Source organism: Paraburkholderia fungorum (genome assembly GCF_902833645.1).
Taxonomy (GTDB): domain Bacteria; phylum Pseudomonadota; class Gammaproteobacteria; order Burkholderiales; family Burkholderiaceae; genus Paraburkholderia; species Paraburkholderia fungorum.
In genome coordinates, this window is record NZ_CADFGE010000013.1 from 51865 (window position 1) to 66274 (window position 14410).

At 60.4% G+C, this 14410-nt stretch carries 16 protein-coding genes; 8 read left to right on the forward strand and 8 right to left on the reverse strand.

What is annotated here, in order from left to right; genetic code table 11:
- Positions 1-6 precede the first annotated feature (6 nt).
- Genes HWX91_RS31405 through HWX91_RS31420 form a run of 4 tightly spaced genes read right to left on the reverse strand, consistent with a single transcriptional unit; the run spans position 7 to position 4485 of the window.
- Positions 7-1287, reverse strand: coding sequence for a cbb3-type cytochrome c oxidase subunit II (locus tag HWX91_RS31405; protein WP_052660727.1), 1281 nt, complete (start codon positions 1285-1287; stop codon positions 7-9).
- Positions 1284-2765: a cbb3-type cytochrome c oxidase subunit I gene (locus HWX91_RS31410; protein WP_052660728.1), complete on the reverse strand. Its 1482-nt coding sequence runs from the start codon at positions 2763-2765 to the stop codon at positions 1284-1286. Before HWX91_RS31410 ends, HWX91_RS31405 begins: the two co-directional genes overlap by 4 nt.
- The gene (locus tag HWX91_RS31415; RefSeq protein WP_052660729.1) at positions 2762-3766 is read right to left on the reverse strand and encodes a c-type cytochrome; all 1005 of its coding nucleotides are present in this window, start codon (positions 3764-3766) and stop codon (positions 2762-2764) included. The genes HWX91_RS31410 and HWX91_RS31415 overlap by 4 nt, the downstream gene beginning before the upstream one ends.
- Positions 3763-4485 (reverse strand): c-type cytochrome, encoded by a 723-nt coding sequence (locus HWX91_RS31420; protein WP_208459049.1) that lies wholly within the window; start codon positions 4483-4485, stop codon positions 3763-3765. Before HWX91_RS31420 ends, HWX91_RS31415 begins: the two co-directional genes overlap by 4 nt.
- A gap of 579 nt (positions 4486-5064) precedes the next feature.
- Between HWX91_RS31420 and HWX91_RS31425 the strand changes: the two genes are divergently transcribed.
- The 6 genes from HWX91_RS31425 to HWX91_RS31450 all read left to right on the forward strand — a co-directional run bounded on the left by HWX91_RS31425 (position 5065) and on the right by HWX91_RS31450 (position 8890).
- Positions 5065-5646 carry a ferredoxin reductase domain-containing protein gene (locus HWX91_RS31425; protein WP_244144168.1) on the forward strand — a complete coding sequence of 194 codons (582 nt, stop codon included), beginning with the start codon at positions 5065-5067 and terminating at the stop codon, positions 5644-5646.
- Complete coding sequence (locus tag HWX91_RS31430) at positions 5646-6206, forward strand: DsrE family protein (protein ID WP_028196999.1); 561 nt, start codon at positions 5646-5648, stop codon at positions 6204-6206. Before HWX91_RS31425 ends, HWX91_RS31430 begins: the two co-directional genes overlap by 1 nt.
- 40 nt (positions 6207-6246) lie before the next feature.
- The gene (locus HWX91_RS31435; RefSeq protein ID WP_052660730.1) at positions 6247-7251 is read left to right on the forward strand and encodes a substrate-binding domain-containing protein; all 1005 of its coding nucleotides are present in this window, start codon (positions 6247-6249) and stop codon (positions 7249-7251) included.
- Positions 7252-7260: 9 nt separating this feature from the next.
- Complete coding sequence (locus HWX91_RS31440) at positions 7261-7872, forward strand: NAD(P)/FAD-dependent oxidoreductase (protein ID WP_028197000.1); 612 nt, start codon at positions 7261-7263, stop codon at positions 7870-7872.
- A 156-nt stretch (positions 7873-8028) separates the two neighbouring features.
- On the forward strand, positions 8029-8463 hold the full coding sequence (locus tag HWX91_RS31445) for a YeeE/YedE family protein (RefSeq protein WP_028197001.1): 435 nt from the start codon (positions 8029-8031) through the stop codon (positions 8461-8463).
- Between the two features lies 1 nt (position 8464).
- Entirely contained in the window at positions 8465-8890 is a 426-nt protein-coding gene (locus tag HWX91_RS31450; RefSeq protein ID WP_028197002.1) for a YeeE/YedE family protein, read from the forward strand.
- A gap of 35 nt (positions 8891-8925) precedes the next feature.
- On the opposite strand, the gene HWX91_RS31455 is transcribed toward HWX91_RS31450, so the two are convergent.
- The 4 genes from HWX91_RS31455 to HWX91_RS31470 are packed head-to-tail and all read right to left on the reverse strand — an operon-like array spanning position 8926 to position 12787.
- Positions 8926-9360, reverse strand: coding sequence for a protein tyrosine phosphatase family protein (locus tag HWX91_RS31455; protein ID WP_052660731.1), 435 nt, complete (start codon positions 9358-9360; stop codon positions 8926-8928).
- Positions 9361-9393: 33 nt separating this feature from the next.
- Positions 9394-10992 (reverse strand): cytochrome c oxidase subunit I, encoded by a 1599-nt coding sequence (gene ctaD, locus HWX91_RS31460; RefSeq protein ID WP_028197003.1) that lies wholly within the window; start codon positions 10990-10992, stop codon positions 9394-9396.
- Positions 10993-11037: 45 nt separating this feature from the next.
- The gene (locus HWX91_RS31465) at positions 11038-11502 is read right to left on the reverse strand and encodes a DUF2244 domain-containing protein (RefSeq protein WP_028197004.1); all 465 of its coding nucleotides are present in this window, start codon (positions 11500-11502) and stop codon (positions 11038-11040) included.
- A 19-nt stretch (positions 11503-11521) separates the two neighbouring features.
- The gene (locus HWX91_RS31470) at positions 11522-12787 is read right to left on the reverse strand and encodes an NAD(P)/FAD-dependent oxidoreductase (RefSeq protein ID WP_208459050.1); all 1266 of its coding nucleotides are present in this window, start codon (positions 12785-12787) and stop codon (positions 11522-11524) included.
- A 107-nt stretch (positions 12788-12894) separates the two neighbouring features.
- On the opposite strand from HWX91_RS31470, the gene HWX91_RS31475 reads away from it, so the two are divergent.
- Positions 12895-13614 carry an MBL fold metallo-hydrolase gene (locus HWX91_RS31475; RefSeq protein ID WP_028197006.1) on the forward strand — a complete coding sequence of 240 codons (720 nt, stop codon included), beginning with the start codon at positions 12895-12897 and terminating at the stop codon, positions 13612-13614.
- A gap of 5 nt (positions 13615-13619) precedes the next feature.
- Positions 13620-14408, forward strand: a complete 789-nt coding sequence (locus HWX91_RS31480; protein WP_028197007.1) for a sulfite exporter TauE/SafE family protein — start codon at positions 13620-13622, stop codon at positions 14406-14408.
- Positions 14409-14410 lie beyond the last annotated feature (2 nt).

The following is a 14410-nucleotide window of genomic DNA, read 5'->3' on the forward strand; positions in this document are numbered from 1 at the left end:
CCTTCGTCAATGCGGTGCGGCTGGTGCTGCGGGCGATCCGGCCGCGCCGTCACGGTAGAGCGAGCCGACAAAGTTCGCGAGTGCCTCGCGGTCTGCCGTAGTGAAGTTCGGGAACGACGGCATGGCACTGCCAGGAATGCCTTCGCGCAGCGCACGGTCAACGGCTTGCGTCGAGGGACGGACGTGCAGAAAGTCGTACGGCATGGGCCGGATCAGCGCTGCCATCGGTCCATCTCCACGCCCGTTCACCCCATGACACACCGCACAGTCGTTCGCATAGAGTTGCGCGCCGAGCGCCAATGCTGCCGGCGCGACCGCGGATCTGTCGATCGAAGGGCCGATCGTGTGCAGCCACGCGATAAGGTCGGCCATCTGCTGGTCGCTCAGATCGCGCCACGCGGGCATCGACGAACCGCTCACGCCGTTCTCAAGAATGGTGTGCAGCGCAGCGTCCGAATAGGCGAACTGCGTCAAGTCCGCCGGTCCTGGCCGCAAGGCCGCTGCTGCTGCCGAGCGGCCGTCACCACGCGCGCCATGGCAGCCCGCACACGATTGGCCAAAGAGGACGCTGCCGCGCATTGCATCGCCTGCCGGCAGCACACGCATCTGGCTCGACGCGTCGACCGAGCCGGGCCGGACCGGTTGTGTGCGCGATGGATCGGCATCGAGCGAGGCACTGGCAATCGCCACCTCGTCACTCATCACCGGCATCGTACCGCCCACTGTTGATGGTAGCCGCGCCTTGCAGCCCGCCTCGCGCCGCGCGGCGCCGAGCGTGTCGAGATACGCGACAAGATCGAGCGCATCGCGCGTCGGACGCGCGGCACTATGCTCAAAGAGCCATGGATAACCGGGCATGACCGATCCCGGCACGACGAGCCGCGGGTCGTACAGATGCGCGAGTTGCCAGTCCTTGCTGCGCACGCCGGTCTCACGCGCCAGGTCCGGACCGATCCGGCGCGTACCCCAAAGCTGCGGGGCGTCGTAACGTGTCTCCCAGGCTTCGGTGGGAGGACCCCAGCGGCGGACGTCCTCAACCGTGTTGCGCACCTGCTGCGAATGGCAATAGGCACAACCTTGCGTCGCATAGAGCGAGCGTCCGTGCAGTTGTGCCTGTGTATAGGCGCTGAGCGTGACGGGCGCATCGTTGCGGATCGCACGTTCAAGCCTGAGACCCGGAAGCACACCGAGGAGAATCACCGAGGCGGCGAAAAAGCAAATACCCGCAATGAACATGACCGCCTGACTGGCGCCGAACCAGTGGCGGCGAAACACAGGCGGGCTCATCGCACAGCCTCCCCATTGCCCGACACTGGCTCGTGCGCCCTGCCCTCACTCACCAACGGACCGCACAGCATCGCGGCGGCGACAAGGCCAAAGCCGGCGAGCACCGGCACGGCAGAAACCACGCGGATCCACCAGTAAGGCATCGAGGCACGCACTGAGTCCATCCACGGCACGCTTTGCGCCCACAGGTTACCCTGCACGAGTCCGGCGATGGTCAGGTCGCCCACCATCAGCACGAGACCCGTAAGCAGCAGCCAGAAACCTGCATTGGCGAGCCCGTCGTGATAGCGCGCGCCGGGCGTGCGCTGCCAGGCGTGCAGGATACCGGCCATGGAAACGAACGTCGCGAAGCCCAGCATGGCGAGATGCGAGTGGCCGATGACCCAGTCGGTGAAATGAATCACGCGCTGCACCGGCATGAGTGCCTGTACGGAGCCCTGAACGCTGACAAGGAGATAAAACACGACCCCGACCCAGGCGAAGCGCAGCGGCACATCGCGCCACATGACGCCGCGCGCGCCACGCAACGACATGAGCTGGTTGAACACCACAAGGATTACGTCGAAGCCGAGCAGCACGGACGCGGCGATGGCCGCACGCTGGGTGTCCATCGGGATGGCGGAGTAGACGTAATGGTGCGTACCGTTCATCGGATAGATGAAGAACAGTACCCAGAAGCCCAGCATTGAGACGAAGTGGCTATACACCGGGCGGCCCGTTGCGGCCGGGATGACGTAGTACGTAATGGCCAGCGCGAACGGGGTGACAAAGAGGCCGACCGCATCGTGAATCCAGAGCCCGCTGAACGCAGCGCCAATCGCGCCGGGGGCGAACTCGGGGACGAGGCTGCCCATCGGGAACGCGAGCAGCGTAAAAACCACCCCTCCGAGCAGATACCATGCGGAAATATAAAGCTGGTCTCGCTCGGGGCCACGCACGATTGGCAACGCAAACTGCACGAGCATCAGTGCGAGACAGAGTTCTGTCACCGCGTTGATGGCAAGGGGAAACTCCGTCCACTCAAGCGGCTTGATTGCGAGGAGCCACTGCGGCAGGTTTGCTTCGACAAGTGCCCAGCCCGGCAGCACCATGCCAAAGTTCCAGAGGACGAAAAGCAGCCAGCCAAGCCCTTTGCCCGTGACACTTCGGCCCGCGAGGCGCGGCGTCGCGTAATAGGTAAAACATAGAAACGCGTTACCAAGCCACCCGAACATGATGCCCTGCGTGTGGTTGTAGCGCAGCAGACCCCACGTTGCCCACGGTTCGGTGCCAAGAAAATCCGGTGCAACGAATTTGATCGCAACCGCGGTGCCGAAAATCGCCGAGATGATCAGCGTGGCAATGGCAGCGTAGCCATGTGCGAGCACGAGGCCGGCTTCAGTACGCGCCCGGGCCCGAACGTGCGTTCCGGGAAACGGATGGATCGTCTCTTTGGCGGACGCGGCGTCTGAATGCGGATCCAGATAGCCGGTACTCACAGTCCCTCCTTGCCGCGCAGCGTCCCGCCGTTTGGTGTCGCATGGCTACCGAGCTGATAACCCTCGACCGTCTTGCCATACATCGACTGCGGTGAGTCGTGGAACTGCGCGCGCGTGCCTGCAACCGAGCCGGTGTATCGTGGATCCTGAGGACGCTCCTGACTATCGACGAACATCGCCACATCCCACGCGTCCTGGTTACTGAGGGTACCCCCCGCGCCCAGCGGCATATTGGCATGGATAAACTCCGCAGCGTTCTTCACGCTTGCCATGCCGGCTCCCCAGTTGTATGAGTGATCGCCCCATAGCGCCGGGAATGCGGGCGTGCCGTCGCCGGCATTCTGGCCATTACCGTTGGCTCCATGGCAAAGCGCACAGCGGGCTGCATAAATCTTTTCTCCACGGTGAAAGTCCGGCGTCTGCGCGGGCTTCGCGAGCGCGGGAAAGCCGCGCCCAGGAAGCTTCGGGTCAAGTGGCGCACCCTGCGCGAGCCAGTACGAATAGGTTTCCAGCGCAACGAGAACGGGGTCGCCAAGTGGCGGCGCCTTGCCGTTCATGCTGTAGCGGAAGCAACCCTGCAGACGCTCGGCGAACGTATTGACGTGATGATTTTTGGACCTGTACGCGGGATACGCAAGGTACGCGGCCCACATCGGCGCAGCGCCTTCCTTGCGCCCCTGATCCAGATGACAGCTCGCGCAGCGTAGCTGGTTGCCTACGTAACCAGCCGCGTAACGCGCCGGATCGTTGAAGATGCGTTGGCCCTGCGCCACGACCTTGCCGAAGTCGTTGTCTGGAATTGCACGATTCGCGGGCACGAACATTTTTTTGCCCGCAGGAGCCGGCGCAGCAGCCGTCGAAACGATCGACGCAGACGCACCAGCGGGCGTCGCCGCTTTCACCGTGATGGGACGCGGCTGGTCGAGCCCGGCGAGCAGGACCGCGCCTCCCGCAATGGCCAGCACAGCTGCAATTGATCCAATGGCAATGCGTGTATTCATGGCGTATTCCCTCGCGAAGCGGCGGGCAGTGCGGCAAAGTAGTCGGCGACCGCGTCGACTTCGCTGTTGCTCAGTCTGCTGGCGATGGAAGCCATCAGTCCGAGCGGGCCGGGCGGGCGGGTCCCGCTTTTCCATGCAGCGAACTGGTTACGGATGTAAATGGACGACTGGCCGGCTAGTGCGGGAAAATCCGCGCCCACACCACTACCCTGACTGCCATGACACGAGACGCACGCGGGCACGCCTTCGCTCCATTTGCCATGCAGCGCAATCTGTTCCCCTGTTCCATGCTCAGCAGCAACGGCAGTCTGGTCCGTTCTCCGCCCTGGTCCTGAGGAAGGCTGCGACGTATAGAACGCAGCGAGCGCAGCGCGGTCGCTGGCATCGAGTAGCTTCGCGACTGGGTTCATCATTGGGTTGCTGCGCGCGCCGCTGGAAAAGTTGGCCAGCTGCTGCGCGAGATAGTCTCCGGGAAGCCCTGCGAGACGCGGGTATCCCACTGCAGCATTACCCTCGCCCACTGCGCCATGGCACGCGGCGCACGCAGGAATGCCTGATGGCGTGCCCGCATGCGCAATGGAGGCTGCGCGTGCGGCTGGCCTGGCCGTTTCGTCGGCATAGGCTGCGCCCTGCATCAGTAATATCGCCGTTGCGGCGACCATCGCAGCAACAGCGAAGTAAAGCCTGATATCCGTGTGCATCAATCGCTTTGTTTTCATTGTGGGTTCTCGCGAAATCGGTCGCGTGGCGCCGCAGCTGTCAGCCCGTGCGCCAGACGGGAGCAGATCAGTGGTCGGTTCAAACATGCGAGCCGACAGGAAGAGCAGGTTGTCATCGTACGTAACAAAGATTGACGGAGCCTAAGTCATAACTCCAATACCGATATGCGATCAAATCCATGCTAATTTGATATGGAAAAATCCTTGATTCGTACTTTGTCTCATCCATATCAGAAAGGCATGGAAAGCATATGAAGTAGATATTTTTAACATTCACGCCGCTTTCGTAGACTCGTAGATGAGATATCACTGCAAAGTCGCTAAAGCACCATGTCCGATTTCAATCGTCAGGTTATCCACTCCCTGCACTGGTGGACCGATACGCTGTTCAGTCTCACGTGCAGTCGCAGCGCGGCGTTCGAGTTTGAGAGCGGCCAGTTTGTTCGCATCAGGAGTGCGAAGTACAACCAGCGTCTATCAGGTCGGTATGGCATCGTCAGTCCGTCCGATTGCAACGAGCTCGAGTTTCTGTGCACGCGAACGCCGACGGAAGGACACAAGAGGAGACTCGAACATCTGGTGCCCGAAGACGAAGTGCTCGTAGACGTTCACGCGAGCGGCACACTTACTCTCGACGCGCTGCTGCCTGGCCATACGCTTTGGCTCATTGCCAGTGGCGCGGGAATCGCTCCATTCATGAGCGTGATACGGGATCCTGATGTGTATCGCCGCTTCGAGCGCGTGGTGCTCGTACATACGTGCCGAAGAGTGCGCGAGCTTGCATATCGCGACGACATCATGACGGTGTTGCCGACGCTTCCCGACATCGGTGATTTTGTCCGTCGGCAACTAATCTATTACCCCACCGTCACGCGAGAGCCATTTCCGAACTCAGGCCGTGTCACGGCACTGATCAGGAGCGGCGCCCTCTTTACCCGCCTGCGCCTGGACCCGTTTTCCAGTTCCTGTGACCGCATCATGATGTGTGGAAACCCGGCGATGCTGCGCGAAGCAGGCGAACTGCTTGACTCAAAGGGCTTCGTGCAGGGACACACATTCAAACCCGGACACTTCGTGATGTCGGACGCGTCCGGTTATGAACCGCTCCTCTCTCATTTTCCCGCTGTCAAACCATCGAGTTTTCAAAAGGAGTGCATGTAATGAACACGCTCAAACGCATTGCCGCCGCCGTACTGCTTGCCGGCTGCACGACCGCGGCGTTCGCTGCAGGGAGTGAACCAGCCGGATTCTGGACTACTCCGACAATTCAGGGTTACGGCCCGATTCACTATCTGCCGAACGCTTCATTCAGGCCCGACGCACACCACAGCTACAGGATTGTGTTCGCTCTGACCCAGGCAGCAAAAGCACCGGGCGACGTGAACCCGGCGCTCGACCACGTTGCCCGCACGGTCAACCTGTACACCGCCGCCGGTGTGCCTCTCTCGCACCTGAAATTCGTCGCCGTAGCGTACGGTGCTGCCACGCCGCTAGCACTTGACGACGCGCATTACCGCGAGGCCTACGGCATGGCGAATCCGAACCTCCCGCTCATCGAAGCACTGAAGAAGGCCGGTGTGACCGTGTCCGTATGCGGACAGGCCGTTGCCGAACATCACTTCGACTACGGATGGATCGCAAACGACGTCACGCTGGCACTTTCCGGACTGACCACAGTGACCACGCTCGAGTCGCAAGGCTATGTGCTCATGCCACTCTGAACCCTTTCAAATCCATCTTTATCAATCAAGGCATCATTTCATGACGACAATCGACAGGACATTGCTGGCTGCCCTGCTTACTGCACTTTGCGTGCAGTTCGCGCCGGCAGCCGATGCGGCCGGTACTGGCGCAACTTCGCCCGCTTCCTCCTCACTGGGCGTTTCGCCACCTTGGCAGCACGGCGAGAACAACGACGCGATCAGACGCGGCTTTGAATTTACAGAACCCGATGCGGACAATCTTGCCGATTTCCATGGAGACCCCATCCATCCAGAACTCGTCCTGTTCGTGGGCGGAAATTACTTCTTCGCAATGGCGCCGCTGGTCCATGCGTTTGAAGGTAGATATCCGCAGTATCGCGGCCACGTCTATTGGGAGACCATCCCGCCTGGTTTGCTCGTCAAGCAGATGGCCAATGGTGGTACGGTTACCGTCGGCAACATGACGTGGACCGTCAAGCCCGATGTCTATCTTGCCGGACTCAAAGCGGTTCAGAAACAGATCGGCCTTGGCACACTGACGGCGCCCGCCGTGCCTTATGTGACGAATACGCTCACGATCATGGTGCCGAAAGACAACCCTGCACACATCACGGATCTAGCCGATCTCGGCGAGCCGGAAGTGCGGCTCGCCATGCCAAATCCCGAATTTGAAGGCATCGCACGTCAGATCAAGGCTTCGCTCGCGAAGGCGGGTGGCGATGCCTTGGTACAGTCCGTCTACGACGCAAAAGTGACGAACGGGACGACGATGCTGACGCATATCCACCACCGGCAAACGCCGCTGTGGATCATGCAGGGAAAGGTACAGGCGGGTGTTACATGGAAATCGGAAGCCATGTTTCAGGAGCAGGTGGCGAATCCTGTTAGTCATGTCGATATTCCGGCCGCACAGAACACGACGGCGATTTACGCGGGTGCCAGGTTAGCACACGCCCCCCATCCGCAGGCGGCTCGTCGATGGCTGCAGTTCATCCGATCACCACAGGCACTTGCAATCTTTGAAAAATATGGATTCATGGCCTACGTTGACAAACAGCAATGAATTACGTCGTTGCTTCGCCCTCTCCACGATGGGACGGGAAACAGCTGGCATAAGCGTCTGCGCAGATGGAACGGTTACAGTGGACGTGACAACGATGCGTATCGGCGACTCTGCATTTACCTCGCTGGCGATGTCAGTGGCACGCGGGAACTGCAGCACGAAGCGGCCGACGAAGGCAGTATTGCCGGATGGAACGCGGCGCGCCATGCCGCTCCAACTGCCTGGCGTCGCCGCGTACCGCTGTCCATTGCGTTCACGGATCCCGATATCGCCTCGATTGGCTGCAGGTTCGATCGCCTGCCAGCACACGCCCTGATCGGCGAAGCCCGGGGCAGCGGCAACGGCCGATCAAAAATAGCCGGGCATGAAGACAATCTGGTGCGCCTCTACGCGGATCCGGCTAGCGGCAGGCTGCTTGGGGCCGCCGTGTTATCGGTGGGCGGGGAACATCTTGCACACCTGCTCGCATGGGCGATCCAACGCGGCGAGACGGTCGCCGGACTTCTCGAGATGCCCTTCTATCACCCCACAGAAGAGGAATTAATACAGAGCGCCCTCAATGATCTCCTTTCGAAAATGGAAAAGAGCGATCCACTTGCCAGAGGTCTGAACCGGTACTGAATGCCTCCCCGCGACGCAAGCAACTCGAACGGTGCGCCGTAGCTGCCTTGCGCGTACGGCTACCCGAGTACCGGCGATAATTGCAGACGGCACCCCCCGCTGAGATCGTAGCTCGGCGGACCTGTACAACGGCTTTTACATCGGAGCATGACTTCCATGAACATTGATTTTGCCGCTTTCACCCCGGGTTCGGCCCTGGCGGGCGGACTGATCATCGGCAGCTCCGCTGCACTTCTGGTCCTCGGAAACGGACGTATCGCGGGTATCAGCGGTATTGTTGGAAATCTGCTGACGGGCAGATTCTCTGATTCCGGCTGGCGGCTGGCGTTTGTCGTCGGGCTGCTTGCCGCACCGTGGCTGTTCCGCCTGACTGCACCCTTGCCCGCGATACAGATCGATGCACCGCCTGCCACACTGGCAGTCGCGGGGTTCCTGGTGGGGCTGGGCACACGCTACGCATCGGGTTGTACGAGCGGTCACGGTGTATGTGGCATCTCGCGCGGCTCAATGCGCTCCATGGTCGCGACCATCAGCTTCATGGTGGCTGGATTCATGACCGTGTTCGTGGTTCGCCACCTCGTCGGGAGCTGACATGCTCGTACTCAACGCGTTGTTAGGTGGCCTGGTATTCGGTCTCGGTCTGATCATTTCCGGCATGGCGAATCCAGCAAAAGTACTTGGATTCCTCGACATTACCGGGCGATGGGACCCGTCGCTCGCATTCGTTATGGCTGGCGCGATATGCGTCGCAATCGTGGCCTTCGCCGTGGCACGTCGACGCAGCCGCAGCTTTCTGGATGCGCCGATGGAACTGCCCATGGCGACGCAGGTGAGCGTCCGGCTGATCGGCGGAAGTCTGCTGTTCGGAGCCGGATGGGGACTGGCGGGATTCTGTCCGGGTCCTGCGATTGTCGCGGCAGGCAGCGGACAGTCGAAAGCATGGATCTTCGTGCTCGCCATGCTCGGCGGAATGGCTCTTTTCAGCCTGTTAGAACGCCGGACAGGACATGCCACATGAATGCCCGCCGGCCAACAACGCCTACCTGACAACACCTATGTCGAAAGAATCCGTCGGACATCGTCCTCCAGCCTCGTGAGCCCATGATCCCGTCCGATACGGAGAGCCTCGTGCAGGTCTGCTCCTTTCAGCCATGCGGCGCGCAGCGCAAACAACGCACCAACGCGATTGCCGGAACCGCAATGGACGACTACCGGCAAGTTGACGGGATCGGCGAGAATTCCGTCCAGCACGTTGACAGCGCCGGGCGTGAGGGAGTCAGCGTCCACAATGGGAATGTGAAAATAATTCAGACCGCCACGTATGGCCTCCGCCTGCTCGTCGAAGCCTGCCTGTTCAAAAGTCGGACGGAGATTGACAATCGAAAGAAAACCTTCCTGCTTCAATTGTGCAAGGTGATCAGACGAAGGCTGACCACCGATCGCGACGTCGTGCCCAACACGTTGAAAACCTGGAATGGATGCCGTCATTGAATACGCTCCTCGAAAGGTGTAGCTGTTACCCTAAAAAACCTGTGGCGGCACTTCAAATGTATGAAAAGGCGCGGGGCTCGGAACTGACCATTCCAGCCCTTGCGCACCGTCCCACGGTTTGTCTCCTGCGGCCTGCAAAGTTTCTTCGCGACGATAGACCGGCAACGCAATTGCGAACAGGAAGTACACCTGGACCAGCCCGAAAGCGAACGCACCGATGGTGGCCACCTGATTCCAGTCGGTGAATTGTGCCGGGTAATCCGCGTAGCGCCGGGGCATGCCAGCGAGCCCGAGAAAATGCATCGGGAAAAATGTGACGTTAAACGCGATCATCGAAATCCAGAAGTGAATCTGTCCACGGGTCTCGTTGTACATCCGTCCGGTCCACTTCGGGGACCAGTAATACCAACCCGCGAACAGCCCGAACAGCGAACCCGCCACCAGCACGTAGTGGAAATGGGCAACGACGAAATAGGTGCCGTGGTACTGGATATCGAGGGGCGCCAATGCAAGCATCAGCCCGGTCAGGCCGCCAAACGTGAACACGAAAAGAAAGCCCACCGCGAACAGCATCGGCGTCTCGAAAGACAGTGAGCCGCGCCACATCGTAGCCACCCAGTTGAAGACCTTCACGCCGGTCGGCACCGCGATCAGCAGCGTCGCGTACATGAAGAAAAGCTGTCCTGTCACAGGCATCCCGGTCACGAACATGTGATGCGCCCAGACCATGAACGACAGTATCGCGATCGACGCCGTGGCATACACCATCGATGCATAGCCGAAAAGGGGCTTGCGGGAAAACGCCGGGATCACCTGCGACACGATTCCGAATGCCGGCAGGATCATGATGTAGACCTCCGGGTGCCCGAAGAACCAGAAGATGTGCTGATACATGACCGGGTCGCCGCCGCCTGCAGCGCTGAAAAACGACGTTCCGAAATGGCGGTCGAACAGAATCATCGTGACAGCCCCCGCAAGCACCGGCATCACGGCGATCAGCAGGAAAGCGGTGATCAGCCAGGTCCAGCAGAACATGGGCATCTTCATGAGCGTCAGGCCAGGCGCGCGCATGTTCAGGATAGTCACAATGATGTTGATACCCCCCATGATCGATGACGCGCCCATCAGGTGAATCGCGAAAATTGCCAGATCCATGCCCGGCCCGAACTGCTCGGACAGCGGCGCATACATCGTCCATCCGCCTGCCGGCGCGCCTCCGGGTAAAAAGAACGTTGCGGTCAGCATCAGGGCGGCGACCGGCAACAGCCAGAAACTCAGATTGTTCATGCGCGCGAACGCCATATCCGACGCCCCGATCTGCAGCGGAATCATCCAGTTCGCGAACCCGACAAACGCCGGCATGATGGCACCGAAGATCATCTCGATGCCGTGCATCGTCGTGAGCTGGTTGAAGAATTCCGGCCTCATCAGTTGCAGACCCGGCTCGAACAGTTCAGCGCGGATTGCCAGCGCCATGACACCGCCCGACAGGAACATGACGAACGAGAACAGCAGATACATCGTGCCGATGTCTTTATGGTTGGTCGCCAGCAGCCAGCGCCGCCAGCCGTGTGGCAGCGGATGCCCGTGGTCATGTCCGGCGATGGGGTCGTGGGCGGCGGTGCTCATGGCGGAACTCCAGATGAATGGTGTGACGGACACTCCGGGTGGTTTTCAGCCCCAGCGCGAAATGCTGCGGCGCATCTCGTTCGCAATCGACGCCCTCAGATGGACCGGCACATGTGTGCCCACCACAACCGTTCTATCCGGACTGCTGATCTCGATCTTTGCTCGCGGCCTGTCCTGCAGGTTCACTCTGATCCATCGCGGGTGCAGCTCCAGATGCATCACGCGATCGCCGTTGACCGCTTCGATGACAACTTTCCCGGCCGAAATCTCTACCCGCTCGTAATCCGTGGCGTGCCTCGCATAAACGACAAAGGCCGCGCCGACACACACGAGGTCGAGTCCCGCGAACGGAAGAACGGCCCAGGCACCGAGCACCGCCCAGAAAGTCGCGATCGCAAGCGACACCGTAACGAGCGAACAGTAAAAAATTACGAACTGCCGCGGCGAGATCGCGCAGTTCCGCCTGAGGTGCCAGACCTGGGTCGCGGATGCATCATCGGAGCCTGACATGACAGCCTCCCAGCACTCGCTACGGCCGGATCGCCGGCACGGCTTCAGGAAAGTCACGACGTTTGTGGAACAGTGGCCAGCGCTTACCCTTGATCACGTTGTTCCAGTAAAGCCATGGCAGGAACGACTGTTTGAGCCACCAGTAAAACCCGCGCGGCAAGCGCGGGTCCATCGGAAAGCTCGGCGTCACGACTCCGTCATAGCAGAACTCGGCCAGCATCACTTTTCCTGCCGACGTCGTTAGCGGACACGATGCATAGCCGTCATAAGTCAACGTTTCGCCCTGGCCGGTCAGGGCCTTCATGAGATTGGCGGCGACCACCGGCATCTGGTTCTTCACCGCTGCAGCAGTCTTGCTGTTCGGAGTGGACGTGCAATCGCCAAGGCCGAAAATATTCTGATAGCGGACATGCCTCAATGAATTCTTGTCCACCTCCACCCATCCGGCCGCGTCGGCCAGCGGGCTTTCCCGAATAAATCGCGGTGCGCTCTGCGGCGGGACCACGTGCAGCAGGTCAAATCTGATTTCCTGCACCGACTTGCTACCGTCCGCACCACCGACTTCAAAGAACGCGGTTTTACCGGGCCCATCGACTTTCACGAGCCGATGTCCGAAACAGGGTGTCGCGCCGTAATCGGCCATCACCCTGTCGAGCGCTTTGGCATAGAACGGCACCCCAAACATCGAGGGACCCGGCGTCATGAACCGGATGTCTGCCCGCTGCTTGTGCTTGCGAAAGTAATCGGCCGCCAGATACAGGATTTTTTGCGGGGCACCGGCACACTTGATTGGCATGGGCGGCTGGGTAAATAGCGCGGTGCCCCCACGAAACGCCTGGATGCACTTCCACGTATAAGGCGCGAGGTCGAACCGGTAGTTGCTCGTTACGCCGTTCTTTCCCAGCGTCGCCTGCAGGCCTTCGATCGCGTCCCAGTCCAGCTGGATGCCGGCCGCAACCACGAGGTATTTGTAGCCGATACTCGGGCCGCCCTCCAGCATCACCGCGTTCTGCTCGGGCTGGAACCGTGCCACCCGGCCAGGAATGAATTCAACCCCCGGGGGAAGACATGCGCGCATCGGCCGGCGCGTCCTCGCGATATCGAACTGCCCACCGCCCACCAGCGTCCACGCGGGTTGATAGAAGTGATATTCGGACGGATCAATCACCGCGATGTCGAGCTCCGGGTCCAGCTTTTTCAGCCGCGCGGCCACGCTCGTTCCGCCAGCGCCGCCCCCGACGATGACTACGGTGTAGTGCTTCCGGATATCTGTGATTTCTGCCAAAGCGCCGCTCCCTCATGTTGACAATTCATGCTCTCAAGTCTATATTCTACTCAGATATAAGCTTATATCAATAAGTAATAAAGACGTTTTTTTGAGGTTATAAGGCCATGCTGTTTCGTCAGATGTTCGACTCCACCTCAAGTACCTACACCTATCTTCTCGCGTCGCGAGTCGGGGGAGAGGCGCTGATCATTGATCCCGTCAAGGAGCAGCTCGACCAGTATCTGACGGTAATCGCGCAGCTCGACCTGCGTCTCGTCCAGGCTATCGACACCCACACGCACGCCGATCACATCACGGCCCTTGGCGATCTGCGGGATGTGACCCAGTGCGTCACGATCATGGGTGAGCTGTCGAAAGCTCATTGCGTGTCCCGCCACGTCCATGAAGACGAAGTGCTGGGCATGGACGGCATCGAACTTCGAGCAATTTACACACCCGGCCATACAGATGAATCGTTCAGCTTTGTGCTCAATCCCAAGGCACCCACCGCAGTCTTTACGGGCGACGTCCTGCTGATCCGCGGTAGCGGTCGCACGGATTTCCAGGGCGGCGATCCCCGACGCTCCTACGATTCGATCGTCAACAAGCTTTTCAGGCTGCCTGATGACACGACGCTGTATCCGGCTCACGACTACAAAGGGTGGACGGCTTCGAGTATCGGTGAAGAGAAGAAATTCAATCCCCGCCTTGCGGGCAAAACCGAGGCGGAGTACGTCGGAATCATGAACGGGCTGCACTTGCCGAACCCGAAAATGATGGACGTTGCTATCCCGGCCAACCTCGCGTGCGGCCAGCCTTCAGTGCTGCCAAAGCGTCAGGGATAGAACTCATGGTTTTCGCCCCAGACGCGGTGACTCAGGGCGTAGCCGCAGCGCTGTGTGGCGGTTTTGTCAGTTTTTCGCTCGGACTGGTTGGCGGAGGCGGATCGATTCTCGCCGTGCCGCTCATCCTGTATGTAGTGGGCCTACACAATCCCCACATTGCGATCGGTACGGCGGCGCTGGCGGTGGCAGCCAGCGCCTACATCAACATGATTCCGCACGCACGGGCCGGGCATGTGCGATGGGGGCCGGCCTTCGCGTTTGCCGCCAGCGGCGTGCTCGGTGCCGCGTTAGGCTCGAGCGTTGGCAAGCTCGTCGACGGACAGAAGCTGGTGACCTATTTCGCTTGTCTGATGTGCGTCGTTGCATTTCTGATGCTGCGGCCGAAGCCGCAGACCGCTTCGACCAATGCGGCCTATCCGACGCCGTATCCGCGGCTTTGCGGCACGGGCCTTGGCGCCGGCAGTCTGTCGGGTTTTTTCGGGATCGGTGGCGGCTTTCTCGTCGTGCCCGGGCTGATGTTTGCAGGTCGCCTGCCCATCGTGGATGCAATCGGAACCTCCCTCTTTGCGGTTGGATCGTTTGGTCTGACAACCGCCGTCAATTATTCGATCTCGGGACAGGTGGACTGGCTCATCGCCGCAGAGTTCGTCGGCGGCGGTGTGATCGGCGGCTGGCTCGGCACCCGCGCGGCAAGCCGGCTGGCCCGCAAACGCGGCGCCCTCAATCTTGTCTTTTCGGCAATGATTCTTTCGGTGGCGGCTTACATGCTCTATCACTCCTGGCAGGCCCGATGAAC

Bases quoted from the DNA above. Each gene is read 5' to 3' on its own strand.
- HWX91_RS31405 (WP_052660727.1), bottom strand. From the start codon at position 1,287: ATGAGCCCGCCTGTGTTTCGCCGCCACTGGTTCGGCGCCAGTCAGGCG.
- HWX91_RS31415 (WP_052660729.1), bottom strand. From the start codon at position 3,766: ATGAATACACGCATTGCCATTGGATCAATTGCAGCTGTGCTGGCCATT.
- HWX91_RS31420 (WP_208459049.1), bottom strand. From the start codon at position 4,485: ATGAAAACAAAGCGATTGATGCACACGGATATCAGGCTTTACTTCGCT.
- HWX91_RS31430 (WP_028196999.1), top strand. From the start codon at position 5,646: ATGAACACGCTCAAACGCATTGCCGCCGCCGTACTGCTTGCCGGCTGC.
- HWX91_RS31435 (WP_052660730.1), top strand. From the start codon at position 6,247: ATGACGACAATCGACAGGACATTGCTGGCTGCCCTGCTTACTGCACTT.
- HWX91_RS31445 (WP_028197001.1), top strand. From the start codon at position 8,029: ATGAACATTGATTTTGCCGCTTTCACCCCGGGTTCGGCCCTGGCGGGC.
- HWX91_RS31450 (WP_028197002.1), top strand. From the start codon at position 8,465: ATGCTCGTACTCAACGCGTTGTTAGGTGGCCTGGTATTCGGTCTCGGT.
- HWX91_RS31455 (WP_052660731.1), bottom strand. From the start codon at position 9,360: ATGACGGCATCCATTCCAGGTTTTCAACGTGTTGGGCACGACGTCGCG.
- ctaD (WP_028197003.1), bottom strand. From the start codon at position 10,992: ATGAGCACCGCCGCCCACGACCCCATCGCCGGACATGACCACGGGCAT.
- HWX91_RS31465 (WP_028197004.1), bottom strand. From the start codon at position 11,502: ATGTCAGGCTCCGATGATGCATCCGCGACCCAGGTCTGGCACCTCAGG.
- HWX91_RS31475 (WP_028197006.1), top strand. From the start codon at position 12,895: ATGCTGTTTCGTCAGATGTTCGACTCCACCTCAAGTACCTACACCTAT.
- HWX91_RS31480 (WP_028197007.1), top strand. From the start codon at position 13,620: ATGGTTTTCGCCCCAGACGCGGTGACTCAGGGCGTAGCCGCAGCGCTG.